This window comes from Klebsiella sp. K-Nf6, from assembly GCF_002806655.1.
GTDB classification, from domain to species: domain Bacteria; phylum Pseudomonadota; class Gammaproteobacteria; order Enterobacterales; family Enterobacteriaceae; genus Klebsiella; species Klebsiella variicola.
Genome location: NZ_PIBN01000004.1, coordinates 80,970 through 105,878, shown reverse-complemented (window position 1 = coordinate 105,878; position 24,909 = coordinate 80,970). Strand labels below are relative to the sequence as shown.

The window sequence follows — 24,909 nt, the reverse complement described above, 5'->3', positions numbered from 1 at the left end:
GATACCGCGCCGGAGGAGATTAGAAGCTGGCGCTGGCGCCGATGTACGGGCCGTCGGCGATGGTGTTATCGCGGTTGCCATCTTTGCCCGCCAGGTTCAGATAGCGATAGCCTGCCTGGATGCTGAGCGGACGCATGATGGTCCAGCTGGCGCCGACGTTAGCTTCCTGATAGCTGTCAATGCCGCTGGAGAGGGAATCCGGAGAGTAGTAGTAGTCGCCGTACAGGCGGAAGCTGTCGCCGATTTTCCACTGCAAGCCGCCGCCGACCGCTGCCGCATAGCCTTCATCGCCCTGTTTCGGATTGGTGTAAACGCCTTTGCCGCCCACGGTCGCGAGGAACGGCCCCAGCGGAATATTGAGTCCCAGGCCTAAACCCGCGGCGTCGCCGTCGTTATCGCTGTGCAGCCAGTTACCGGAGATGGCAAGGCCGGTAGACTCCGTGCCAAACCCGACGCCAAGATTGGTGTAATGCTCGCCTGCTTCACCGGTAACGCTAATCGCATGGGCCGCGGAAGAAACCAGCATGACGCCAGCCAGCGTCATAAAAATGCTTTTTTTCATTATTTACTCTATCCAGAAAATTAAAATCAAAGAAGTCCCGAAAAAACCTGAAAATTCTACTGCGCACCTGTCAGGAATCAATGACCTGGCGAAATGATTTTTCACAAGAGTGTAACCAGTTGCGTTTTTTTACGGCATCGGGCGTTGCCAGAATGACGAACCGCCCATTCAGCGCCATGAATATTCATGCTTATTATGATTAACACTGATACATTGACGAAAACAGGGAACTGACGCCGCACGATCGGCGCGGCGCGGCGAGGTTGAAAAGGAAATAATTAATGCTGCAGCAGAGCCAGGCGCTCAGGTGCCAGACCGGTCAGTTTCGCCACCAGGGGCAGGTCAAGCCCGTTAGCCAGCATCGCCCGGGCGATACGCTCCGCGGTCTGCTGCTCACCTTGCTCGATACCCTGCTGTAGGCCTTGTTCGAGACCTTGCTTTAACCCTTGCTGATGGCCGCGATCTTCCAGAAACTGGGCAATATTCATGAGCGTCTCCTTATGCGGCCGCCGGGGTACGCTTTGCGCAAGATGGCGCAAAAAAGCGACCGGATCGGCGGCATTTCCTGCCTGTAACAGATAGTGCAGCAGCGTCTTTAGCTGCCTGCGGCTAGTGTATCCCAGTGCTAACAAGCTGACCAGTTGCTCGTGCAGGTCCATCATGTCGCGCTGGCGGATATGCTTCTGCAGCAGCTCCAGCATCGCCACGCGCCGGTGGCGCATGATTTCATCATCCGGGGTGGTGGTGATATCGATTAAGGGAAAATCATCACCATAGATCCGCCGCGCAACGTCCGGATCGGCAAAGCCTGCCAGCCAGCACATCGGGTAAGGCCAGGGCGAAACGCTGCCATGATAAAACAGCAGAGGGATAACCAACGGCAGCTGCGTATGCCCCTTATCCAGATGGCGCTGCATCGCGGCGATAGCATAGCGCATCAGGCGAAACGCCATGTGGCGGTCCGCTGAACTTTGATGCTCAATCAGCAGATAGATATAGCCCTCACCCACCTGGGTGTGTAGCGAATAGAGGATATCGGAATGACTCGCCCGTAGCTCATCGTCAATAAAGCTCCCTGACTCCAGTTGCAGCGTATTCAGGTTGCATAACGCGCGCAGCGGTGCGGGGAGATGTATGTCAAGGAAGTCCTTTGCCGTCGCCCGGTGCGACAACAGGTGTTTAAATACGGCGTCATGCGGGGAATGGGGCGCCCTTTCCATGGCGAAACTCCATGCGATTATTTTCACCTAACTTAACACCCAACAGGGCCAGGGCCGCATTTCGCTTGCGGTTTACCGAGGCGGCTCGCAAACTATTTCATCGGCATACTGCCCCATCCCTCTGAAGGAGAAAAACCATGCGCCAAAGGACGATTGTTTGCCCGCTTATCCAGAATGAAGGTCATTATCTGCTCTGCAAAATGGCCGCCGACCGCGGGGTTTTTCCCGGGCAATGGGCCTTATCCGGCGGCGGCGTGGAGCCAGGAGAACGTATTGAAGAGGCGCTGCGGCGGGAAATTCGCGAAGAGCTCGGCGAAAAACTCATCCTTACCCATATCGCGCCGTGGAGCTTCCGCGATGATACCCGCGTCAAAACTTACCCGGATGGTCGGCAGGAAACGATATATATGATCTACCTGATCTTCGACTGCGTCAGCGCCAATCGCGACGTGACGATCAACGAGGAGTTTGACGAATACGCCTGGGTCAAAGCCGAAGATCTCAAAAACTACGATCTTAATGCCGCCACCCGCGTTACTCTCAGCCAGAAAGGGCTACTTTAAGTCCACGACATACCGCATTCAACCCACCCAGCGTTTTGCCGCGGAATAAGTGCGGGTGGCTACGATACCGTTGTATACGTCTGCTGTCTGGCCCACTCGCGCAGCGCCTGGCGGGAAATCTTAATCCCACCGTTCTTTAACGTGTCCGGCAGCCGTAGCCAACGCACTGGCTGCTGGAAGCGCGCTAACCGCTCAGCGCTCCATGTCGCCAGCGCGCTCAACTCGCAGCCGTCATCGCATTCCACCACCGCGACCGGGCGTTGACCATATTCGACATCATCCAGCGGTACAATAAACGCCTGTTGTACCGCTGGATATGCGAGTATCACGCGCTCGACCTCTTCCGGTTGAATACCTTCGCCGCCGCTAAAAAAAAGATTATCCAGTCGCCCAACAACCGTCAGCCGACCATTGTGTAATTCCCCGCGATCGCGTGTCGCAAACCAGCCTTCATCATTGGTTAATGGCAATAACTGACCGTCGCGCCAGTAACCCGCCGCCATACTCGACGCCCGCAGCCAGATCTCACCGGCGACAATTTTCACCTCCCTCCCCGGCAGCGGTTCGCCCACATCCGCCGCGCCGTCGGCCACTTTGGCACAGACCGTGGAAGCGAACTCGGTGAGGCCGTAGCCGCAGAAACTGCGTATTCCCTGCGCGAGGGCACGCTCAGTCAATTCGACCGGGATCGCTGCGCCGCCGAGCAGCACCGCCTTGAGGGAGACCGCAGCATTATCATTCAGCAAGCGCCACAGTTGAGTCGGCACCAGCGAAGCATGGGTACAGCCCTGCAGCATCTGCGCCAGCGGTTGCTTGTCGCGCACCGTCATTCGCGCGCCGGCCAGCAGCCAGCGCCAGATGATCCCCTGCCCGGAGACATGAAACAACGGCAGCGACAGCAGCCAGTCGTCTTCTGCGGCAAACGGCATCAGCGCCAGCACGCCAGCGGCGCTGGCCAGATGGGCGTTGGCGCTATGTACCGCCGCTTTCGGCAGGCCGGTTGAACCGGAGGTCAACGTCATCGACACCAGCCGATCGCCATGCCAGCAAACGGCACAGGCGCCTTCTGCCACCTGCAGAGTTAACGCCGGTAAATTCCCCGGCAGCGTTTCACCGTTAAGCACCAGTTGATGCTGGACGGTTAACGCAGGCAGCAGTTCCTGCAGCAACACCTCTGGCAGCTGCGGATTCAGCGGCAGCACCCGCGCCCCGCACTGCAGCAATGCCAGCCAGGCGAGTAGCGTCTCTGGCTGGTTGTAGGCCCGAAGCGCCACGCCCTGACCTTCCATAACGCCCTGTGCGGCAAAGCCGGCCGCCAGCGCGTCAATCCGCGCGCATAGCTCACGCCAGGTCAACGCCTGGTCATTCAGGCGTAGCGCCTGCGACTCGCCGCGTAACTGACGCCAGTGGCGCCACGGCCAGTCGGAAAACATCACAGCAGTTGCTCCAGCTCATCAGCATTGAATATTGGCAGCGTACTCTCCGGCCACGCCCGCACCAGCTGCGCGCCCATCAGCGCCAGCGTATCGAGTCCGGGGATGGTCTGCGGCGTCAGCCAGGCGGCAACCCGCGCCAGCTGGGTTAACCCGAGGCTGGACTCGATTGACGAGCTAATCACCGCGCTCAGCCCCAGGGCGTGTGCCGCGGCGACCTGTTGCTGAACCTTTTGCACACTGCCGGTCAGCGTCGGTTTGATCACCACCGCGCGCACGCCGGGCTCCGCGACAAAGCGGAAATCCGCCTCGCGCAGGCTTTCATCCCAGGCGATAGCGATCCCCGTCTCGCGGCTAAAGGCCCGCGAGTCCTCCCGCGTTTTGCAGGGTTCCTCAAGAAACGCAATGCGTTGGCGATACGCGGGATTGACGTATTTGGCGAACTGCTGCGCTTTAAGCGGCGTCCACGCCCGGTTGGCATCCAGCCGCAGCTGGAGATCGGGGATGGCTTCCAGTAGCAGATTAACCACCATACCGTCGCGTACCGCCTCCCACAGCCCCACTTTCACCTTAGCGACTTTCTCGCCGGGCATCGCCGCCAGTTTGGCGAACAGCTCATCCGGATCGCCGGAACAGAGCGGCGCCGCGCGATAATCCGCTGCCTGCGGTAGTTCGCCGTAAAGCTCCGCCTGCGCGCAGCTAATACCAAACGCGACAGAAGGCAGTGTGGGAAGCGGCGGTTCCGCGCCGTCGCGCCAGGCCTGCGCCCACGCCAGCAGCGCCGTTTGCGCGTCTTCCAGCGTCTCGTCACTGAATCCCGGCAGGGGAGAAATTTCCCCCCAGCCCTCCCGTTCATCCTCCTGCAGGCGGATGAACAGCCCGTCGCGGGTTTTTAACCGCCGTTCGCGCAGAACCACGCCCGCGTCCATTGGTATCTGCCAGCGGTAAACCTGCGAAACGCGCATTATGGATTCCGTTTAAATTTGCTGAAGTCCGGCTGACGTTTCTGGTTGAAGGCGTTGCGCCCTTCCTGCCCTTCTTCCGTCATGTAGAACAGCATGGTGGCGTTGCCCGCCAGCTCCTGCAGACCGGCCTGGCCGTCGCAGTCGGCGTTCAGCGCCGCTTTCAGGCAGCGCAGCGCCATTGGGCTGTTTTGCAGCATTTCACGACACCAGCGCACGGTCTCTTTTTCCAGCTCCGCCAGCGGGACTACGGTATTCACCAGCCCCATGTCCAGCGCCTGCTGAGCGTCATACTGACGGCACAGGAACCAGATTTCGCGCGCTTTTTTCTGCCCGACGATACGCGCCATATAAGAAGCGCCCCAGCCGCCATCAAAAGAGCCGACTTTTGGCCCGGTCTGGCCGAAGATGGCATTGTCCGCCGCGATGGTCAGATCGCACATCATGTGCAGCACGTGGCCGCCGCCGATAGAGTAGCCGGCGACCATTGCCACCACCGGTTTCGGGCAGGTGCGGATCTGGCGCTGGAAATCGAGCACGTTGAGATGGTGAACGCCGGAGTCGTCCTGATAGCCACCGTAGTCGCCGCGGACTTTCTGGTCGCCGCCGGCGCAGAAGGCTTTCTCGCCTTCACCGGTCAGCACGATGACCCCGATATTGTCGTCATAGCGGGCATCCGCCAGCGCCTGAATCATCTCTTTGACGGTCAGCGGGCGGAAGGCATTGCGCACCTGTGGGCGGTTGATAGTGATTTTGGCAATCCCGTCAGTCGATTTTTGATAACGAATATCGGTATAGCCTTCTGAGCAATCGTGCCATTCAACGGGGGCGTAAAGCATTGCTTCATCAAGAGAGATCATAGAATGTCCTTCAGTTAACTTGCCAGAATCTGCGCCAGACAGGCAATCACCGCGGCGGGGTTGTCCCGGTGCGCGTTGTGTCCGGCATGGTGAATGATATGGGTATCGGCAGCGAGCGCTTGCGCGATGGCGCGAAACTTCGCGTCGCGTTCGCCGCAGAGGTAGTGAAAAGGAAAATCGCGAGCCTGCAGAGGCGCGCGCAGATCGGCCTGCCCGGCAAGGGAGGTTGCCTGCAGCATCGCCGCCAGCGTAGCGCCGTTATTGCGGCGACGTAGGGCGACCAGTGACGCGCGCTGCGCCGCATTCAGCGAAGCGAAAACCGGCTGCTGATACCAGTCGGCGAAGACCTGCGCTAACGGTTCGCGGCGAAAACGTTCTGCCCAGGCGCTGTCATTGCTGCGTCGCGCCAGCCGCGCCTCTTCATCCTGCAGGCCCGGGTGTCCGCCCTCGACAATCAGCCCGCGCAGTCCCGCACGCGGCTGGCAGGCGAAGTTCATCGCTACGCGGCCGCCCAGCGAGTAACCAATCAGCCAGTAGCTAAGGATGTTGTAACTATTAAGCGTACCCTGCAGCAGGGTATTGACCCCGGCAAAGTCCTGTACCGCGATATCCGCGGAGCCACCGTGGCCCGGCAGATCGAGATACAGCCGCGGCCAGGCGGGAAAAGCGTCGCCCACATCACGCCACTCGTCGCGGTCGCCGGAAAACCCGTGCAGGAACACCAGCCAGGGATAGCCCGGCTGCCCGCCCTCAACCACTGCGTTTAGCGTCACAGGCGGCTTACCTGCGCCAGCAGCTGCTGGAGAGTCTGCGTACCGTCGGTCTCGTTAACCACCAGCTCAATCACCGTCGCCCCCGCCCTGCGCCAGGCACCAGCTAGCGCTTCATCCAGCGACAGCCAGTCATCAGGGCAATGATAGGCCAGGCCGAACATCGCCGCCGCGTGGCTAAAATCAACATCCTGCGGCATTAAGTAGAACTGGCGACGCTCGTCCTCCGGCGTCGGTAGCATGGAGAAAATCTGTCCGCCGTTGTTATTCACCACGATCAGCACCAGCGGCGCCGACGCCTGGCGCAGCAGGGCCAGCGAGTTGAGATCGTATAAGGCCGACAGATCGCCGACGATCGCCAGCGTCGGCCGCGCACTGGCGCGCTGCACGCCGGCGGCGGTGGCGATTAAACCATCAATCCCGCTGGCGCCGCGGTTGCTGTAAACCGGATACCCGGCCGGTAGCTGCGCCAGGGCGTCGATCAGGCGCACCACCAGGCTGTTACCGACAAACAGTTGCCCCTGCTCCGGCAGATAGCGCCGAATACGCTGCGCCAGCTGCGCTTCGCCAAAAGGCTCATTGCTGGCAACCGCCGCCTCCCACGCCTGGCGGGACAGCTCAGGGATCACCGTCGCCCACGGCTGACGTTTTTCCGCCGGATGCAGCTCAAGCCAGCGCTCAACGCTGGCGAGCAGACGGCGGCCGCGGTGCTGCGCCGGGTCAAGGCGGCCTGGCAGATTATCCACCAGCCAGTATTCATCCGGCTCGCAGGTGGCCTGCCACTGGAGGACACGTTTGCCGGTCAGGCTGCTGCCGAGCTGCACCACGATCTGCGCCTGCGCCAGTTCGCTGACCGCTTTACCGTTGCCCAGCCACAGGTCGGCGCACGGCAGCGGCTGCCCGGTTTGCGACAGGACATCGCCGATCAGCGGCCAGCCCAGGGTTTGCGCCCACTCGGCCACTTTTTTACCTTCAGCCGCGCTCATTCTGCCCGCCACGACGACGCCGCGTTTTTGCCGCCAGAAGAACCAGTCGCGCTGTTTCTCACTCTCCATCTGTAGCGCCTGACGCAGCCAGGGTTTATCGCTCTGCCACCAGTTGCCGAGCTGCTGCTGCCACTCCACGCCGGTCTCATCCATATCGCCATACAGCGGTTCGGCGAACGGGCAGTTGATATGCACCCCGCCGGCGTGCAGCTCGCCCAGCGCCTGGTCGATGGTCGAGACCAGCCAGCGGGCAGGAATATCCTGCGAGGGACGTGGCAAGGAGATCGTTTGCGAAGGGTGAGAAGCAAACATCCCCGGCTGGCGGATCGCCTGATTGGCGCCGCAGTCGATCAGCTCCGGCGGGCGATCGGCGGTCAACAGGATCAGCTTTTCACCGGTCAGCCCCGCCTCAATCAGCGCCGGATAGAGGTTCGCGGTGGCGGTCCCGGAGGTGACTATCACCGCCACCGGCTGCCGGCTGGCCTTCGCCAGGCCGAGCGCCAGATGGCCGAGACCACGTTCATCGAAATGGGTGTGATGAATAAAAGCGCGGTTTTCCGCCGCCGCCAGGGTTAAGGGTGTCGAGCGCGAGCCCGGCGCGATGCAGATATGCTGCACGCCGTGACGCGTTAAAGCTTCCAGGATCACCGCCGCCCAGCGTCGGTTAAATGCGCTTACTGACATGAAATTGTCCGGTATCAAATATTGATGCTAAGTATAGATAAGGCAAAGTGACGACGTTTTGATATGCATCGTCATTCCCGCCTTATGGACACAGCAGCGAGCGCAGCCCGGCCGCTTTGTTGTCAATCTCCTGCCACTCCTGCTGCGCATCGGAGCCGCTGACAATCCCCGCTCCGGCATACAACCGCAGGGTGTCGTGGTCCACTTTTGCCGAACGTAGCGCCACGCAAAACTCGCTTTGCGCCAGCGACAGATAGCCGGCGGACCCGGCGTACCATTCGCGGGCAAAGGGTTCATGGCGCTGAATGAACGCCAGCGCCGCCCGACGCGGCAGGCCGGCCACCGCGGCGGTGGGCTGTAGCTGCAGCAGACAGCGGCTATCGTCAGGCTCCGCCAGCTCGGTCCAGATACAGCGTCTGAGATGCTGTACCTTACGCAGCCTCACCACCTGCGGCGGCAGGACGTCCAGCGTCGAGGCCTCACTCTGCAGGCGCTGGCAGATATCCTCCACCACCAGCATGTTTTCCCGCTGGTTTTTGTCGTCTTTCATCAACCAGTCGGCCAGCTGCTGCGCCTTCGCGTCTTCCTGATGGTTCGCGACGGTCCCCGCCAGCGCTTCGGTGCGCAGCAGCGCGCCGCGCCGGCGCCACAGCCGTTCCGGCGTGGAACCGAAAAATGCTTGCCGGGCATTGAACGCCATCAGGAAATGAAAACAGTTAAGATTGCTGCGGCGGCTGGCCGCCATGATGCTCACGGCGTCCAGCGGGGCGGCAAACTGCAGGTCGGTTGCCCGCGCCAGCACCACTTTATCCATCTCACCGGCACTAATCGCTCGGGTCGCTCGCGTGATCATTGCCTGCCACTGAGGATAGTCGGATGAGTGGCGCTCGCTCAGCAGCGGCGGTATGGCGCCGGGTGTCGCCTGGGCGGTGGTCAGGCTGGCGAGAAAATCGCACGCCGTCGCGGCATCGTCGCGCAGAGAGATATCACTGTGCAGTACCAACCGCAGCATGGCCCTACCGCCGCACCGACGCCACTCCAGACGCGGCAGCACCAGGCTACCCTGCTGCGGTTCAAACGCATTCAGGCCGCAGATGCGCAGATCCTGCTGCCCGGTCTGGCGTAAAAAGCGGTTGGCCGCGTCGAGCGAGGGAAAGGTTTTTACCGCCCCCAGCGTCGCCAGCTCTTCATCGCCATTGCGCTGCTGCCAGTAAAACTGCGGCCACTGCGTCTGCTGGCCACACCACAGCAGCGGATCGAAGGCATCATTCAGCGGAAAGGTAATATCGATAATTCGCGTGCCGGGCGAGTCTGGAAAAGACTCACCCAGGCCGTCTTGCAAACGGGCCAGCGCAGTGGAAACAGACAGCACGCAAACCTCCACGGTAGTAAAACCCCACATTATAAGGGGTTCGACGGCGGAATAGCAGTACCCATGACGAGGGAGCGGATTTTATCTTACCCGCCCGCCAGGCCAGAATCGTATTCGAACGCAGGAATTAAGGGGTCAGACAGCGCGGTTTTCTCGCGCCATTCCGATGTGGGGGATGCCGTCCTCATCATAGACCTCGGTCACTGACGTAAAACCGAAGTGCGCGTAAAAAGATTGCAGGTGTGCCTGTGCCCCGAGGTAAATTGCCTTTTGTGGCCAGTGCTGCTGACAGCTGGCCAGCGCCTGCTCCATCAGCTGATAGCCGAGCTTCTCACCGCGGGCGGCCGGGCTGACGATGACCCGGCCAATCACCACCGGCGCAAACTCCTCTTCGCTTTTGAGGATCCGCGCGTAGGCCAGCAGTTCGCCATCGCGCCAGCCGAGCAGATGGCGATTTTCACCGACCAAATCATCGCCGTCGACATCCTGATAGGCGCACTGCTGCTCCACGACAAAGACTTCACTGCGCAATTTCAGCAGCGCATACAGCTGGGGAATGGAGAGTTCACTATGGTGGAGATCCTGCCAGGTCATCATCTGTAGCTCCTTATTGATATACTGATACTTTGCGACTCGCCCTGAGGACACTGGACGATGGAATTAACTTTTTTAGGAACATCCGCCGGGGTGCCGACCCGTACGCGTAATATGACGTCGATAATACTGAATTTGCAACAACCCACCAGCGCTGAAATGTGGTTGTTTGACTGCGGTGAAGGGACCCAGCATCAGTTTCTTCGCACGCCCTATCACCCCGGCAAACTGAATAAAATTTTCATCACTCATCTGCACGGCGACCACCTGTTCGGCCTGCCCGGCCTGTTGTGCAGCCGCTCGATGCAGGGGAACTCTCTGCCCCTCACCCTCTACGGGCCAAAAGGGCTCAAAGAGTTTGTTGAGACCGCGCTGCGTCTGAGCGGTTCGTGGACCGATTATCCGCTCACCATCATCGAAGTCGGCCCTGGACTGGTGTTCGACGAAGAGGGCTATCGGGTGACCGCATTCCCGCTCAGCCATCCGGTGGAGTGCTACGGCTATCGCATTGAGCAGCATGACAAGCCCGGCACGCTCGACGCCGCCCAGCTGATTGCCGATGGCGTGCGCCCGGGGCCGCTGTTCCATCAACTCAAGCGCGGACAGCGCGTCACGCTGGAGGATGGTCGGGTCATTGATGGCAGCCGCTATCTGGGGCCAGCGACGCCGGGTAAAACACTGGCGATTTTTGGCGATACCGCCCCCTGCCCTGAGGCGCTGGAGATGGCTCGCGGGGCGGATGTGATGGTCCACGAAACCACCCTTGAGCAGGCGATGGCGGAGAAAGCCAATAGCCGCGGCCACTCCTCAAGCCAGCAGACCGCGGCACTTGCCAAAGAAGCGGGGGTCGGCACGCTAATCGCCACCCACTTTAGCTCGCGCTACGATGCCGAAGGCTGCCTGCGTATGCTGGCGGAATGCCGGGAGATTTTCGCTAATACGCTACTGGCGGAAGACTTTATGGTCTACAAGGTGGAATAAAACTCGGGCATAAAAAAACCGCCATCTCGGCGGTTTTTTGGTTTGTCACCCAACTTACATCAGCGGCGTCGCCAGCTGCACGATGCTAATCAGCGGCTGCGGCCAGATACCGAGCACCAGTACCAGCAGGGCAGAGATCAGCACCACAATACCGCCAGCGCTGTACTGCCAGTTCGACGGCGCATCGCGGTTCAGTTGCTCCGGTGCGCTCAGGTACAGACTCACCGCCACGCGCAGGTAGTAGTAGAGACCAATCGCCGAGCCGACAACCACCGCGGCAACCAGCCACCACAGGTGCGCATGCACACCGACAGCCAGCACGTAGAACTTACCGATAAAGCCGAGGGTCATCGGGATACCGGCGAGGGAAAGCATCATCACCGTCATTACCGCGGACAGAATCGGACGGTGCCAGAACAGACCGCGGTAGGAGAACAGCGAATCCGCATCCGGGCCGCGGTACGGGCTGGACATCAGGCTGACCACGCCGAACGCGCCGAGGCTGCTGAACAGGTAACCGGCCAGGTAAACGCCCACGGCTTCCATCGACATTTCGCCGCTCTGCAGGGCGATCAGCGCCACCAGCAGATAACCGAGGTGGGAGATGGAAGAGTAACCAAGCAGACGCTTAATGTTAGTCTGGCTCAGCGCCATCAGGTTACCGAAGATGATAGAGGCGAAGGCGATAAGCCCCAGCACCACGCGTACCGCTTCGCTGTTGCCCACCGGCATGTACAGGAACAGACGCATCACCACGCCGAAGATAGCAATCTTGCTGGCGGTCGCCAGGAAGGTGGAGACCGGCGCAGGCGCGCCCTGGTAAACGTCCGGCGTCCACAGGTGGAACGGCACCAACGACAGTTTAAAGCCAAGACCGACAATCATCAGACCGAGGCCCGCCAGCAGCAGCGGCTCGTGCAGCGTGTTGTCAGCCAGGCTTTTGCCCAGCGCGAGGAAGGACAGGTTGCCGGAGTTCGCGTACACCAGCGCCATACCGAACAGCAGGAAAGACGAAGCTGCCGCGGAGAGGATAGTGTATTTGATGCTCGCTTCCAGCGAACGCTTCTGGCGGAAGGCGTAGCCGACCAGGCCGAACAGCGGTAGCGAAATCAGTTCGATACCGAGGAACAGCGCCGCCAGATGATTCGCACCGGCCAGCAGAATGCCGCCCAGCGCGGCGATCAGCACCAGCAGGTAGAACTCTTCTTTGTTGTCCTTGTAACCCTCAAGCCACGGGTAGGCGAAAGTACAGGTCGCGAGGCTCGCCAGCAGCACCAGCCCGGTGTAGAGCATGGCGTAGCCGTCAACGCGGATCATCGGCGTGACGTCCATCGCCCCATTCTGGCCGACGAACCAGAGCGAGACCAGCGCAGCGTTAAGCCCGAGAACCGACAGCGTGGCATTGAGAAAATGATTGCGTCGCCACGCAATGGAGAGCATCACAACCACCACCGTCAAGCCGACGATCAGCAGCGGTAGCAGTGCGATCAGTTGTTGTGGAGTTATTGTCATGGCGAATTACGGCCTTGTAGTAGAAACAGAATTAACAAACCACTGCTGAATGTTGCTCATCGCAGCATGCGAGGTGTCGAGGATCGGCTGCGGGAAGAAGCCCAACAGCACCAGCAGCACCACCAGCAGCAGGATGATAGACAATTCACGCAGGGACATCCCCGGCAGTTCTTTCGCCGCGATTTCGCTTTTCGCTTTACCGAAGTAAGCGCGATGCAGCATCGACAGCGAGTAAACGGAAGCGAATACCAGACCAAAGGTCGAGATAACCGTGATCACCGGCACCACTTTATAGCTGCCGAACAGGATCATAAATTCGCCGACAAAGTTACCGGTGCCCGGCATCCCCAGGGTGGCGACGGCGAAGAACATTGACATTGCCGGCAGCCATTTAATTTTGCTCCACAAACCGCCCATCTGACGCATATCGCGGGTGTGCAGACGTTCGTACAGCTGGCCGCACAGAATAAACAGACCCGCCGCGGACAGACCGTGGGCGATCATCTGGATCACCGCCCCCTGATAAGCCAGCTGGCTACCGGTGTAGATAGCAATCAGCACGAAGCCCATGTGGGAAACGGAGGTATAAGCGATCAGACGTTTGATATCGGTCTGGGCGAAGGCCATCCACGCGCCGTAGAAGATACCGATCACGCCCAGCCACATGGCGATGGGCGCAAATTCGGCGGAGGCGTTCGGGAACAGCGGCAGCGCAAAGCGCAGCAGACCGTAGGCCGCGGTTTTCAGCAAGATGCCCGCGAGGTCGACGGAACCGGCGGTCGGCGCCTGGGAGTGGGCGTCCGGCAGCCAGCCGTGCAGCGGTACCACCGGCATTTTCACCGCGAAGGCGATGAAGAAGCCCAGCATCAGCAGGTATTCCACGCCGTGGGACATCGGCGTTTTCAGCAGATCTTCATAGTTGAAGGTCCACACGCCGGTGGCGTTGAAGTGGACGAAGGCCAGCGCCAGAATGGCGATCAGCATCACCAGACCGCTCGCCTGGGTATAGATGAAGAATTTGGTGGCCGCCGTGATACGCGTTTTACCGTCAGAGGCTTTGTGGCCCCACAGCGCGATCAGGAAGTACATCGGCACCAACATCATTTCCCAGAAGAAGAAGAACAGGAACATATCGATGGCGAGGAATACGCCGATGACGCCGCCCAGGATCCACATCAGGTTGAGGTGGAAGAAGCCCTGGTACTTTTCGATTTCGCGCCAGGAACAGAGCACCGCCAACACGCCGAGCAGGCCGGTCAGCACCACCATCAGCAGCGACAGACCGTCAATCGCCAGATGGATACTAATGCCGAAGCGTGGGATCCACGGCAGCACGAATTCCGACTGCCATTGCGGAATACCCGCGGATTGCGTCAGAGAATAGCCGCCCTGCATCCACAGCTGCAGGCCAAGCACCAGCGTCAGTCCCATGGTAATCAGCGCAATCCAGCGCGGCATTTTCACGCCAAAGCGTTCAGTCTGCCAGCACAGGAAGCCGCCGATAAAGGGGATTAATATTAGCCAGGGTAATAACATGGCGATTTTTATTCCTTGTTAAAGTCCCGTTCAGGACCGATTTTCAACGAATTCGACTACATTCACGTTTGAGTGCGGTTTGTTGTGTCGGGTGGCGCTTCGCTTACCCGACCTACGGTTTCGTAGGCCCGGTAAGCGAAGCGCCACCGGGCAAAACCGCGCGCTCAAATCAACGCAGTACCATCAGCAGAGCCAGCACCACCACCGCGCCAATGCTCATTGAAGCCACATACCAGCGCAGATAGCCGTTCTCGCTCACCAGCAGACCTTTGCCTGCGAAACGGGACAGAATCGCTGGGATATTCATCAACGAGTTCAGCGGATCGCTCTTCAGCAGCCAGGCAATCCCTAAGAAAGGTTTCACGAACACCTTGTCGTATAACCAGTCGAAACCCCAGGCATGGAACCACCAGGTACCGAAGAAGCGGCCAGGCGCGCTGTTGGCGATGGAGGTCACCAGCGTACGTTTGCCCAGCCACAGCCATGCGGCGATCAGGATGCCGGCAATCGCGATAATCCCGGAGGCAAGTTCCAGCGTCATGACACTACCGTGCGCAAGCTCAGTGGTCTGCGGCAATACGCCCTCCAGCGGCGGCACAATCAGCGCGCCAACAAAGGTGGACAGCACCAGCAGCACGATCAGCGGCAGATGATGGGTAATCCCCTTCCCTGCGTGCGCGTGAATTTGCTCTTTACCGTGGAACACGATGAAAATCATACGGAAGGTGTACAGCGAGGTCATAAAGGCGCCGACCAGGCCCGCCACCATCAGATTGATATGGCCGTTGGCCATCGCGCCTGCCAGAATCTCATCCTTACTGAAGAAGCCTGCGGTGATAAGCGGCAGAGCGGACAGCGCCGCGCCCCCCACCAGGAAGCAGACATACACCAGCGGAATAGATTTGCGCAGGCCGCCCATCTTGAAGATGTTCTGTTCGTGATGGCAGGCCAGAATGACCGAGCCAGACGACAGGAACAGCAGCGCTTTAAAGAACGCGTGGGTCATCAGGTGGAAAATCGCCGCATCCCATGCCTGTACGCCCAGCGCGAGGAACATGTAGCCAATCTGACTCATGGTCGAGTAAGCCAGCACACGTTTGATGTCGGTCTGCACCAGCGCGGCGAAGCCCGCCAGCACCAGCGTTACCGCACCAACGATACCCACCAGATGCAGCACTTCCGGCGTCATCAGGAACAGGCCGTGGGTACGGGCAATCAGGTACACGCCCGCGGTCACCATGGTGGCGGCGTGGATCAGCGCGGAGACCGGCGTCGGGCCAGCCATCGCATCGGCAAGCCACGTTTGCAGCGGCAGCTGAGCGGATTTACCGACCGCGCCACCGAGCAGCATCAGCGTCGCCCACTGCAGCGTGGTGCTGCCGTTAGCGAAGTGCTGCGGCGCCAGCTCTACCATTTCACGGAAGTTCAGGGTGCCCAGTTCGTTATAAAGAATGAACAGCGCGAAGGCGAGGAACACATCGCCGACGCGGGTGACCACGAACGCTTTCATCGCTGCGGCATTGTTCTTCGGATCGGTGTAGTAGAAACCGATCAGCAGGTAAGAACAGAGGCCCACACCTTCCCAGCCGAGGTACATCAACAGCAGGTTATCGGCCAGTACCAGAACGACCATGCTGGCGATAAACAGGTTGGTGTAGGCGAAAAAGCGAGAGTAGCCCTCTTCGCCGCGCATGTACCAGGAGGCGAACATGTGGATCAGGAAGCCGACGCCGGTAACCACGGAAAGCATGGTCAAGGACAGGCCATCCAGCACCAGGTTGAAGCCGATGTTAAAATCACCGACCGACATCCAGTTCCACAGCGGTACGCTGACCGCTTGTTTGCCGTTAGCGAAAAAGTCGACGCCGACGTACGCGGTGACCAGCGCCGCCAGGCCTACCGACCCCATGCCAACGGTGGCGGAAAGGTTTTCCGACCAGCGTCCGCGGGAGAAGGCCAGCAGCACAAAGCCAATCAATGGCAAAAGAATGGTTAAGGCAAGCATGTTCATCCACGCAACTCACTTACTGAATCGATGTTCAGGTTCTGGCGGCGACGATGGAGCTGCAGCAGCAGCGCCAGGCCGATACTCGCTTCCGCAGCCGCGAGGCTGATGGCGAGGATATACATTATCTGACCATCTGCCTGGCCCCAGTAGCTACCCGCTACCACAAAAGCCAGCGCGGCGGCGTTAATCATGATTTCCAGGCTAATCAACATAAACAGCAGATTGCGGCGGATCACCAGCCCCGTCAGACCAAGCACAAACAGGATGGCCGCGAGGATCAGTCCATGTGTTAAGGGGATCATGCGTGTTCCTCCGTTTTTCTTTTGTCGCTGTCGTTCACGCGGTTGCTCAGCACCTCGCCGGCACGCTCTTCGCGGCCGATGTGGAAGGCGACCACCAGGCCCGCCAGCAGCAGCATGGAGGCCAGCTCCACCGCCAGGACGTACGGCCCAAACAGCGCAATACCCACTTCTTTGGCGTTGATCGCCGCGCCGTCGATACCCTGGTCGTTAATACCCAGGATGGCGTAAACGATAACCACCAGCAGCACTGCGGAAAGGATGGCCGGGCCAATCCAGATCCCCGGCTGCAGCCATTTGCGTTCCTGTTCGATCTCGCTGCCGCCCAGGTTGAGCATCATCACCACAAAGACGAACAGCACCATAATGGCCCCGGCGTAGACGATGATTTCCAGCGCACCAGCAAAGTAAGCGCCCAGCGAAAAGAACACCCCGGCAATCGCCAGCAGCGAAATAATCAGGTACAGCAGCGCATGCACCGGATTGGTGTGGGTGACGACCCGCAAGGTTGCGAGGATGGCTATCAGGCCACAGATATAAAAAGCGAATTCCATTGCCCTCTCCTTACGGTAACAGGCTCTTGACGTCGATTGGCTTAGCTTCGTTTTCCGCTTCACCTTTATCTTTGCCGTCGATTGCCATACCCGCCATCCGGTAGAAGTTATATTCCGGGTATTTGCCCGGACCGGAAATCAGCAGATCCTCTTTTTCGTACACCAGATCCTGACGCTTGTATTCACCCAGCTCGAAGTCCGGGGTCAACTGGATCGCCGTGGTCGGGCACGCTTCTTCGCACAGGCCGCAGAAAATGCAGCGCGAGAAGTTGATGCGGAAGAACTCAGGGTACCAGCGGCCGTCTTTGGTCTCTGCTTTCTGCAGCGAGATACAGCCCACCGGGCAGGCTACCGCACACAGGTTACAGGCAACGCAGCGCTCTGCACCGTCCGGATCGCGGGTGAGCACGATGCGTCCGCGATAGCGCGGCGGCAGATAGACCGGCTCTTCCGGATACATCCGGGTTTCACGTTTGGCGAAGGCATGCAGGCCAATCATCCAGATACTACGGACCTGGGTGCCGAACCCCACCAATAATTCTTTTAAGGTCATGTTCAATTCACCCCTTATTGCGCCTGCCAGAGAATGACAGCCGCCGTTACCAACAAGTTGACCAGCGTTAACGGCAGGCATACCTTCCAGCCAAAGGACATTACCTGGTCATAGCGCGGACGCGGTAATGATGCGCGGATCAAAATGAACATCATCATGAAGAACGCGGTTTTCAGCGCGAACCAGATGAAAGGAGGTAACCACGGGCCATTCCAGCCGCCGAAGAACAGCGTGACGATCAGCGCTGAAACGGTGACGATACCGATGTATTCACCCACGAAGAACAGACCGAATTTCATGCCGGAATATTCAATGTGGTAACCATCAGCCAGTTCCTGCTCCGCTTCCGGCTGATCGAACGGGTGACGGTGACACACCGCCACGCCAGCGATGGCGAAAGTCACGAAGCCGAAGAACTGCGGGATGACGTTCCACAGATGCGCCTGGTTGTTGACGATATCGGTCATATTGAATGACCCCGCCTGCGCCACCACGCCCATCAGGGACAGACCGAGAAACACTTCGTAGCTCAGGGTCTGCGCGGAAGCACGCATTGCCCCCAGCAGCGAGTATTTGTTGTTGCTCGACCAGCCGGCGAACAGCACCGCATAGACCGCCAGGCCTGCCATCATCAGGAAGAACAGGATGCCGATGTTCAGGTCAGCCACCACCCACGTCGGGCTGACCGGCACGATAGCAAAGGCCAGCAGCAGCGAGGTAAAGGCTATAACCGGCGCCAGAGTAAAGATCACGCGATCGGAGAAGCGCGGGATCCAGTCCTCTTTGAAGAACATCTTGATCATGTCGGCGACCAGCTGCAGCGAACCGCCCCAGCCGACGCGGTTAGGTCCGTAGCGGTTCTGGAACAGACCGAGCAGACGACGCTCGCCGAAGCTCATGAACGCGCCACAGGTGACGACCACCAGCAGAATGACCACGGCCTTCAGGATGCTTAACAGAATGTCGATAAGATCCGGCGTTAACCAGCTCATGCTTTCGCCTCCTGCAGTGAATCAATACGCGATCCGGTCAGCACCGGCGCAATGCCAGGCATCCCCATCGGTAAGCCAACCTGTCCTGCGGTCAGCCCTTCAGAGATAACCAGCGGCAGACGCAGGGTCTGGCCTTCCACGCTAAAGGAGAGCGTTGCCCCCGCGTTAACGCCCAGCTTCGCGGCATCCACCGGGTTCAGCTTAATGTACGGCTCAGGCATTCGGCTCTCGAACACCGGCGCGCGCTGAGACAGCTCATCGCTGCCAAACAGATGGTAGTACGGCGCGATACGCCATTTGCCCTCTTCCGCCTGGAAGCTGGCCGGCACCGCGGTGAAGTACTCCAGCCCGTTGGCGGACGCTTCAAACAGTCGAACGCCCGGATCGCCGTGGCGCAGTTTCCCGCCCACTTCATCCTGGAACTTGTTCCATGCCTGCGGGGAGTTCCAGCCCGGCGCCCAGGCGAACGGGATCTGCGAACGCGGTGCGGACGGCTGGTTGTTCCCTTCCATTGAGAAGGCGAACATCGTGTCTTTATCCTGCGGCTGACGCGGCTCATGCACGCTGATGTTGGCGCGCATCGCCGTACGGCCGCTGTAGCGGTGCGGTTCACGCGCCAGCTTCTGGCCGCGAATGCGGAAGGTCGCATCCGGCGCGGCATCTTTAATGCCTGCCAGCTGCGGCAGTGCGGTAATCGCCGCATCGATGACATGGTCCAGCTGCGTCCAGTCAACCTGACGGTTGTTGACGGTGCTGTGCAGCGAATGCAGCCAGCGCCAGCTCTCCAGCATCACGGTTTTCGCGTCGTAGTAAGCCGGGTCGTAGACCTGGAAGAAACGCTGAGCGCGGCCTTCGTTGTTCACCACGGTCCCGTCGCTTTCCGCAAAGCTTGCAGCAGAGAGCACCAGGTGCGCTTTGTCCATAATCGCGGTGCGCTGATGGTCAACCACCATCACCAGCGGGGCTTTCGCCAGCGCAGCGTCAACGCGCGCGGCGGAAGCATGACGGTGAAGGTCGTTTTCCAGCACGATAACCGCGTCGGCGGCGCCGCTTTCCAGTTCGTCCAGCGCCTCTTCAAGCGAGCCGCCGCCGATCATGCCCAGACCGACGCTGTTCACCGCGCGGGCGACCATGGTCACGCCGACGTCGGCGCCGCGGCCTTTCAGGGCTTTTGCGACGTTAGCGGCGGCCTGGATGATCTCCATGCTGCCGGCGTTGGTTCCGGAGATAATCAGTGGTTTTTTCGCCCCGGCCAGCGCCTGGACAATCACGTCAACCTTACCCTTCAGGTCCTGGCTCAGGCCATCAACTGCCGGCGCGCTGTCGTCCAGCGCATGGGCGATAGCGAAGCCCAGACGCGCCTGATCTTCCACCGGCGCGCGGTAGGTCCACGCGGCAATGTCATCCAGGCGGGTGTCATCGATGTTGGTGACGAATAATGGGTGCTTGGCGCGCTGCCCGATGTTGAGGATCGCGGCGATCTGCCAGTCGGCTACTTTCTGCGCCGCTGCCATTTCGCGTGCTTTCCCTTTCACCGCCTGGCGGACTGCCAGGGCCACGCGCGCGCCGGTCTGGGTAATGTCCTCGCCCAGCACCAGTACCGCATCGTAGGATTCGATATCGCGCAGGCTTGGGGTATGGATCCCGCCTTCACGCAGCACTTTCAGCATCATCTGCAGGCGCGCTTGTTCGCCTTTGGCGATGCCGGTATAGAAGTTGTCGGCGCCCACCAGCTCGCGCAGCGCGAAGTTGCTTTCGATGCTGGCGCGCGGGGAGCCGATACCGATCACTTTCTTCGACTGGCGCAGAATATCCGCCGCCCCCTGCATCGCCTGCTCGGCGTTGAGGGCAATCAGATCGTCGCCGCGGCGCTGAACCGGCTGACGCGGACGGTCTTTCAGGTTCACGTAGCCATAGCCGAAACGACCGCGGTCGCAGAGGAAGTAGCGGTTCACGGTACCGTTATAGCGGTTTTCAATACGACGCAGTTCACCATAGCGTTCGCCCGGGCTAATGTTGCAGCCGATGGAACACTGCTGGCAGATGCTCGGCGCAAACTGCATGTCCCACTTACGGTTATAGCGCTCGGAGTGCGTTTTGTCGGTGAAGACGCCGGTCGGGCAGACTTCCACCAGGTTGCCGGAGAACTCGCTTTCCAGGGTGCCATCTTCCGGGCGGCCGAAGTAGACGTTGTCATGCGCGCCATAGACGCCCAGATCGGTGCCGTCGGCATAATCTTTGTAGTAGCGCACGCAGCGGTAACAGGCGATGCAGCGGTTCATTTCGTGCGAAATAAACGGCCCCAGATCCTGGTTGCGGTGGGTACGCTTGGTGAAACGATAGCGGCGGAAGCTATGGCCGGTCATCACCGTCATATCCTGCAGGTGGCAGTTGCCCCCTTCTTCACAGACCGGGCAGTCGTGCGGGTGGTTAGTCATCAACCACTCCACCACGCTTTCGCGGAACTGCTTCGCTTCGCCGTCGTCAATAGAAATAAAGGTGCCGTCGGATGCCGGAGTCATACAGGACATCACCAGGCGACCACGCGTGTCTTCCGCGTTCTGATATTGCTTCACCGCACACTGGCGGCAAGCACCAACGCTCCCTAGCGCCGGGTGCCAGCAAAAGTAGGGAATATCAAGACCAAGAGAGAGACAAGCCTCTAGCAGGTTGTCCGCCCCGTTGACCTCGTATTCTTTGCCGTCTACATGAATCGTAGCCATTTGCGTGCTTCCAAAAATAAAAAACCTTTAGATTACCAGCGCGTCTTAAGCAGGTTCGGCTGAATACCGTTAATTGCATGGGTATTGCTAAACTGCTGCTTAATGCCAGCCTCGAATTCTTCGCGGAAATATTTAATCGCGCTCTGCAGCGGTTCGACCGCACCCGGCGCGTGTGCGCAGAAGGTTTTACCCGGGCCCAGGAATCGACAGAGTTGCTCAAGCGTTTCGATATCGCCAGGCTGGCCTTCGCCGCGCTCCAGGGCGCGCAGGATCTTCACGCTCCACGGCAGTCCATCACGGCACGGCGTACACCAGCCGCAGGACTCGCGGGCAAAGAACTCTTCAAGGTTGCGCACCAGCGAGACCATGTTGATCTCGTGGTCAACGGCCATCGCCAGCGAGGTGCCCAGACGGCTGCCCGCTTTACCAATGCTTTCGAACTCCATCGGCAGATCGAGGTGCGCTTCGGTCAGGAAGTCGGTCCCTGCTCCACCCGGCTGCCAGGCTTTAAACTTCAGGCCATCGCGCATGCCGCCGGCGTAATCTTCGAGGATCTCACGCGCGGTGGTGCCGAACGGCAGCTCCCAGACGCCCGGATTCTTCACCCGGCCGGAGAAGCCCATCAGCTTGGTGCCAGCATCTTTGCTGGTGGAAATGTTCTGGTACCACTCGACGCCGTTGGCGAGGATCGCCGGCACGTTGCACAGGGTTTCCACGTTGTTGACGCAGGTCGGCTTGCCCCACACGCCGGAGCTCGCCGGGAACGGCGGCTTGGAGCGCGGGTTAGCACGGCGACCTTCCAGGGAGTTGATCAGCGCCGTCTCTTCACCGCAGATATAGCGCCCTGCCCCGGTGTGCACGAACAGTTCGAAGTCAAACCCGGTGCCAAGGATGTTTTTCCCCAACAGGCCCGCTTCGGTGGCTTCGGCAATCGCGCGACGCAGATGCTGTGCCGCTTCGATATATTCGCCGCGCAGGAAGATGTAGCCGCGGTACGCTTTCAGCGCAAACGCGGAGATCAGCATGCCTTCCACCAGCAGGTGCGGCAGTTGCTCCATCAGCAGACGGTCTTTATAGGTGCCCGGCTCCATTTCATCGGCGTTACACAGCAGGTAACGGATGTTCATGGATTCGTCTTTCGGCATCAGGCTCCACTTCAGACCCGTGGAGAAGCCCGCACCGCCGCGCCCTTTCAGGCCAGCGTCTTTTACCGCATTAACGATTTCATCCGGCGCCATCCCGGTCAGGGCTTTACGTGCCCCTTCGTAACCGTTTTTGCTGCGATACTCGTCCAGCCATACCGGCTGCTTGTCGTCGCGCAGACGCCAGGTGAGCGGATGCGTTTCCGCAGTACGAATTACGGTTTTCATTTGTACTGCTCCAGCAGGTCAGGAATTGCCTCCGGCGTCAGATGACTGTGAGTGTCCTCATCAATCATCATGGTCGGTCCCTTGTCGCAGTTGCCCAGGCAGCAGGTCGGCAGCAGCGTGAAGCGGCCATCGAAGGTGGTCTGCCCTGGCTTGATATTCAGCTTCTTCTCAATGGCGGCCTGAATACCCTGATAGCCGGTAATGTGGCACACCACGCTGTCGCAGTAGCGGATCACGTGACGGCCAACCGGCTGGCGGAAAATCTGGCTGTAAAATGTTGCCACGCCTTCGACGTCGCTGGCCGGGATCCCCAGCACATCGGCGATCGCATAGATCGCGCCATCCGGCACCCAGCCGCGCTGTTTTTGGACAATTTTCAGCGCTTCGATGGACGCCGCACGCGGGTCTTCGTAGTGGTGCTTCTCGTGCTCAATAGCCTCACGCTCAGCCGCACTCAGCTCAAAAGCCTCGGTTTGTGGTTGTTGATTCTCGTGCATAATTAGCGGTCCACGTCTGACATAACAAAATCGATACTACCCAGATAAACGATCAGGTCGGATACCAGGCTGCCGCGGATCGCCGACGGGATCTGCTGCAGATGCGCAAAGCTCGGCGTACGCACGCGGGTACGGTAGCTCATGGTGCTGCCGTCGCTGGTCAGGTAGTAACTGTTAATCCCTTTGGTCGCCTCAATCATCTGGAAGGATTCGTTGGCCGGCATCACCGGGCCCCACGATACCTGCAGGAAGTGGGTGATCAGGGTTTCGATATGCTGCAGCGTGCGCTCTTTCGGCGGCGGCGTGGTCAGCGGATGATCCGCTTTGAACGGGCCTTCCGGCATGTTATCGAGGCACTGCTGAAGAATGCGCAGGCTCTGGCGCAGCTCTTCGACTTTCAGCATCACACGGGTGTAGCAGTCAGAAACGCCACCGCCGGTCGGGACTTCGAAGTCGAAGTTTTCGTAACCAGAATAAGGACGCCATTTACGCACGTCGAAGCCGATACCGGTGGCGCGCAGGCCTGCGCCGGTGGTGCCCCACTCCAGCGCCTCTTTGGCGGTGTAAGCGGCTACGCCTTTGGAACGGCCAATCAGAATGGTATTGCGCAGCGCGGCTTTCTCGTAAGAATCCAGACGCTTCGGCATCCACTCGAGGAATTCCCGCAGCAGGCGATCCCAGCCGCGCGGAAGATCGTGGGCAACGCCGCCGATGCGGAACCACGCCGGGTGCATACGGAAACCGGTGATCGCTTCCACCAGATCGTAGATTTTCTGCCGGTCGGTAAAGGCGAAGAAGACCGGCGTCATCGCGCCGACGTCCTGAATAAAGGTCGAGATATACAGCAGGTGGCTGTTGATGCGGAACAGTTCGGACAACATCACGCGGATCACGTTGACGCGATCCGGCACGGTGATCCCGGCCAGTTTTTCCACCGCCAGCACGTACGGCATCTCGTTGACGCAACCGCCGAGATATTCGATACGGTCGGTATACGGGATGTAGCTGTGCCAGGACTGGCGTTCGCCCATCTTCTCGGCGCCACGATGGTGGTAACCGATGTCCGGCACGCAGTCGACGATCTCTTCGCCATCCAGCTGCAGAATAATACGGAATGCACCGTGGGCAGACGGGTGGTTCGGACCGAGGTTGAGGAACATGAAGTCCTCGTTGTCGGTGCTGCGCTTCATGCCCCACTCTTCCGGTTTGAAGGTCAACGCTTCCATCTCCAGATCCTGCTTGGCTTTGGTCAGCTCAAACGGATCGAATTCGGTAGCGCGCGCCGGATAGTCTTTACGCAGCGGGTGGCCTTCCCAGGTCGGCGGCATCATGATGCGGCGCAGATTCGGGTGGCCATCGAAGGTCATGCCAAACATTTCCCAGGTTTCACGCTCATACCAGTTGGCGTTGGGGAACAGTTTGGTGAAAGTCGGCAGATGCAGATCGTTTTCAGACAGCGCCACCTTGAGCATGATGTCGCGGTTGCGGTCGATAGAAATCAGATGATAGAAAACGGAAAAATCCGCGGCGGGCAGGCCATCGCGGTGCGTGCGCAGACGTTCGTCCATGCCGTGCAGATCAAACAGCATCACGTAAGGCTTCGGCAATTTCTTCAGGAAATCACCCACCTCAAGCAGTTGCTCACGCTTCACCCACACCACTGGTACGCCGGTGCGGGTTGGCTGAACGGTAAAGGCATCCGGCCCAAAGCGGTTGCGCAGTTCGCCGATCACCGGGTCATCGAGGTGATCGCGGGTTTGCCAGGCTGGTGCGGCGTCATGCGCGGTTAAATCGGTCATATTGTTCACCATTGCAAAAGGTCCGTGGTGACTGCCGGGCGAGACTTCGCGTTGTTGTAGATTGATTTGCGAAGTGGTA

General features: G+C 59.7%; 22 protein-coding genes. 2 read left to right on the top strand and 20 right to left on the bottom strand.

Features of this window, described 5'->3' with window-relative positions:
• Window positions 1–19: 19 nt before the first annotated feature.
• Both CWM61_RS08800 and CWM61_RS08795 read right to left on the bottom strand, forming a co-directional pair.
• Window positions 20–562 carry a YfaZ family outer membrane protein gene (locus CWM61_RS08800; protein WP_074387954.1) on the bottom strand — a complete coding sequence of 181 codons (543 nt, stop codon included), beginning with the start codon at window positions 560–562 and terminating at the stop codon, window positions 20–22.
• 278 nt (window positions 563–840) lie between these two features.
• Window positions 841–1,782, bottom strand: a complete 942-nt coding sequence (locus CWM61_RS08795; RefSeq protein ID WP_100631083.1) for an Rpn family recombination-promoting nuclease/putative transposase — start codon at window positions 1,780–1,782, stop codon at window positions 841–843.
• A gap of 137 nt (window positions 1,783–1,919) precedes the next feature.
• Here CWM61_RS08795 and nudI point away from each other — a divergent pair, with 137 nt between their 5' ends.
• A complete protein-coding gene (nudI, locus tag CWM61_RS08790; protein WP_074387952.1) occupies window positions 1,920–2,345 on the top strand; it encodes a nucleoside triphosphatase NudI in 426 nt (141 codons plus the stop codon).
• Between the two features lie 59 nt (window positions 2,346–2,404).
• On the opposite strand, the gene menE is transcribed toward nudI, so the two are convergent.
• The 7 genes from menE to CWM61_RS08755 form a co-directional block, all read right to left on the bottom strand.
• The gene (menE, locus tag CWM61_RS08785) at window positions 2,405–3,781 is read right to left on the bottom strand and encodes an o-succinylbenzoate--CoA ligase (RefSeq protein ID WP_100631082.1); all 1,377 of its coding nucleotides are present in this window, start codon (window positions 3,779–3,781) and stop codon (window positions 2,405–2,407) included.
• Complete coding sequence (gene menC, locus CWM61_RS08780) at window positions 3,778–4,743, bottom strand: o-succinylbenzoate synthase (RefSeq protein WP_100631081.1); 966 nt, start codon at window positions 4,741–4,743, stop codon at window positions 3,778–3,780. The genes menE and menC overlap by 4 nt, the downstream gene beginning before the upstream one ends.
• On the bottom strand, window positions 4,743–5,600 hold the full coding sequence (menB, locus tag CWM61_RS08775; RefSeq protein ID WP_032733386.1) for a 1,4-dihydroxy-2-naphthoyl-CoA synthase: 858 nt from the start codon (window positions 5,598–5,600) through the stop codon (window positions 4,743–4,745). Before menB ends, menC begins: the two co-directional genes overlap by 1 nt.
• 14 nt (window positions 5,601–5,614) lie before the next feature.
• Window positions 5,615–6,373, bottom strand: coding sequence for a 2-succinyl-6-hydroxy-2,4-cyclohexadiene-1-carboxylate synthase (menH, locus tag CWM61_RS08770; RefSeq protein ID WP_100631080.1), 759 nt, complete (start codon window positions 6,371–6,373; stop codon window positions 5,615–5,617).
• Entirely contained in the window at window positions 6,370–8,040 is a 1,671-nt protein-coding gene (gene menD, locus CWM61_RS08765) for a 2-succinyl-5-enolpyruvyl-6-hydroxy-3-cyclohexene-1-carboxylic-acid synthase (protein ID WP_100631079.1), read from the bottom strand. The genes menH and menD overlap by 4 nt, the downstream gene beginning before the upstream one ends.
• 82 nt (window positions 8,041–8,122) lie before the next feature.
• Window positions 8,123–9,412, bottom strand: a complete 1,290-nt coding sequence (menF, locus tag CWM61_RS08760) for an isochorismate synthase MenF (protein ID WP_100631078.1) — start codon at window positions 9,410–9,412, stop codon at window positions 8,123–8,125.
• Between the two features lie 135 nt (window positions 9,413–9,547).
• A complete protein-coding gene (locus CWM61_RS08755) occupies window positions 9,548–10,009 on the bottom strand; it encodes a GNAT family N-acetyltransferase (protein WP_100631077.1) in 462 nt (153 codons plus the stop codon).
• Between the two features lie 57 nt (window positions 10,010–10,066).
• Between CWM61_RS08755 and rnz the strand changes: the two genes are divergently transcribed.
• Window positions 10,067–10,987, top strand: a complete 921-nt coding sequence (gene rnz / locus CWM61_RS08750) for a ribonuclease Z (protein WP_100631076.1) — start codon at window positions 10,067–10,069, stop codon at window positions 10,985–10,987.
• A 54-nt stretch (window positions 10,988–11,041) separates the two neighbouring features.
• Here the strand turns inward: rnz and nuoN are convergent, their stop codons facing one another.
• The 11 genes from nuoN to nuoC all read right to left on the bottom strand — a co-directional run bounded on the left by nuoN (window position 11,042) and on the right by nuoC (window position 24,842).
• Window positions 11,042–12,499: an NADH-quinone oxidoreductase subunit NuoN gene (gene nuoN, locus CWM61_RS08745; protein WP_008803951.1), complete on the bottom strand. Its 1,458-nt coding sequence runs from the start codon at window positions 12,497–12,499 to the stop codon at window positions 11,042–11,044.
• Window positions 12,500–12,505: 6 nt separating this feature from the next.
• A complete protein-coding gene (gene nuoM, locus CWM61_RS08740; RefSeq protein WP_061153795.1) occupies window positions 12,506–14,035 on the bottom strand; it encodes an NADH-quinone oxidoreductase subunit M in 1,530 nt (509 codons plus the stop codon).
• A 169-nt stretch (window positions 14,036–14,204) separates the two neighbouring features.
• On the bottom strand, window positions 14,205–16,046 hold the full coding sequence (gene nuoL, locus CWM61_RS08735; protein WP_074387944.1) for an NADH-quinone oxidoreductase subunit L: 1,842 nt from the start codon (window positions 16,044–16,046) through the stop codon (window positions 14,205–14,207).
• Window positions 16,043–16,345 (bottom strand): NADH-quinone oxidoreductase subunit NuoK, encoded by a 303-nt coding sequence (gene nuoK, locus CWM61_RS08730; RefSeq protein WP_002913148.1) that lies wholly within the window; start codon window positions 16,343–16,345, stop codon window positions 16,043–16,045. Before nuoK ends, nuoL begins: the two co-directional genes overlap by 4 nt.
• A complete protein-coding gene (gene nuoJ, locus CWM61_RS08725; RefSeq protein ID WP_004201743.1) occupies window positions 16,342–16,896 on the bottom strand; it encodes an NADH-quinone oxidoreductase subunit J in 555 nt (184 codons plus the stop codon). The genes nuoK and nuoJ overlap by 4 nt, the downstream gene beginning before the upstream one ends.
• A 10-nt stretch (window positions 16,897–16,906) precedes the next feature.
• Window positions 16,907–17,449 carry an NADH-quinone oxidoreductase subunit NuoI gene (gene nuoI / locus CWM61_RS08720; protein ID WP_008803948.1) on the bottom strand — a complete coding sequence of 181 codons (543 nt, stop codon included), beginning with the start codon at window positions 17,447–17,449 and terminating at the stop codon, window positions 16,907–16,909.
• Window positions 17,450–17,463: 14 nt separating this feature from the next.
• Complete coding sequence (gene nuoH / locus CWM61_RS08715) at window positions 17,464–18,441, bottom strand: NADH-quinone oxidoreductase subunit NuoH (RefSeq protein ID WP_002913156.1); 978 nt, start codon at window positions 18,439–18,441, stop codon at window positions 17,464–17,466.
• Window positions 18,438–21,164, bottom strand: a complete 2,727-nt coding sequence (gene nuoG, locus CWM61_RS08710; protein ID WP_100631075.1) for an NADH-quinone oxidoreductase subunit NuoG — start codon at window positions 21,162–21,164, stop codon at window positions 18,438–18,440. The genes nuoH and nuoG overlap by 4 nt, the downstream gene beginning before the upstream one ends.
• Window positions 21,165–21,196: 32 nt before the next feature.
• On the bottom strand, window positions 21,197–22,534 hold the full coding sequence (gene nuoF, locus CWM61_RS08705) for an NADH-quinone oxidoreductase subunit NuoF (protein ID WP_061153791.1): 1,338 nt from the start codon (window positions 22,532–22,534) through the stop codon (window positions 21,197–21,199).
• A complete protein-coding gene (gene nuoE, locus CWM61_RS08700) occupies window positions 22,531–23,031 on the bottom strand; it encodes an NADH-quinone oxidoreductase subunit NuoE (RefSeq protein ID WP_002913160.1) in 501 nt (166 codons plus the stop codon). Before nuoE ends, nuoF begins: the two co-directional genes overlap by 4 nt.
• A 2-nt stretch (window positions 23,032–23,033) precedes the next feature.
• Entirely contained in the window at window positions 23,034–24,842 is a 1,809-nt protein-coding gene (nuoC, locus tag CWM61_RS08695) for an NADH-quinone oxidoreductase subunit C/D (RefSeq protein ID WP_074387942.1), read from the bottom strand.
• Between the last annotated feature and the right edge of the window lie 67 nt (window positions 24,843–24,909).